1 protein-coding gene is annotated in these 489 nt (G+C 53.2%); it reads right to left on the bottom strand.

The window, feature by feature from the left end; translation table 11 throughout:
- Nucleotide 1: 1 nt before the first annotated feature.
- The coding region (locus MJ785_RS20230; RefSeq protein ID WP_239382327.1) for an IS630 family transposase at nucleotides 2–489 on the bottom strand (488 nt) is incomplete at its 5' end.

Raw genomic sequence — 489 nt, 5'->3', positions numbered from 1 at the left:
ACTAACACGAAACTAGACTACTGGAGTCTATATAGGCAAGATCGGGAGACTTGAAGAAACTGCGAACGAGTTCGGGACCTGCAACGAGTCGAGCGAACGCATCCTTGATCCCGGCTCGCATCTCGTCGCGAGTGCGTGCTGCCATTCGGCCGATTCGATCATACTTGACGTTCTTCCAGACCCATTCGTCCGGATTTAGTTCCGGCGAGTACGGCGGCAGGAGGAAGAGCTTAAGACGCCCGTCTGTCGACTTGACGAACGCCTGAGTTTCCTTCGACTTGTGCGAGCCGTGTCCGTCGACGATCAGATAGATTTTGCCGTCGATATCGTGCAACAACTTCTCGCAGAACTCGATGAAGATTTTCGAGTTCACGTTCTGGTTGTCGAGAAGCTGGAAGTGCAGCTTACCCTGAGCCGATATTGCGGAAATCATGTTAACGGAATCCCGGTCACCAGTTCCGTGCACGATTGGCGTTTGTCCTACTGGGG

Origin of the sequence: Protofrankia sp. CiT1 (assembly GCF_917627335.1) — a bacterium.
Taxonomy (GTDB): domain Bacteria; phylum Actinomycetota; class Actinomycetes; order Frankiales; family Frankiaceae; genus Protofrankia.
This window is presented reverse-complemented; position numbering and strand designations above follow the sequence as displayed.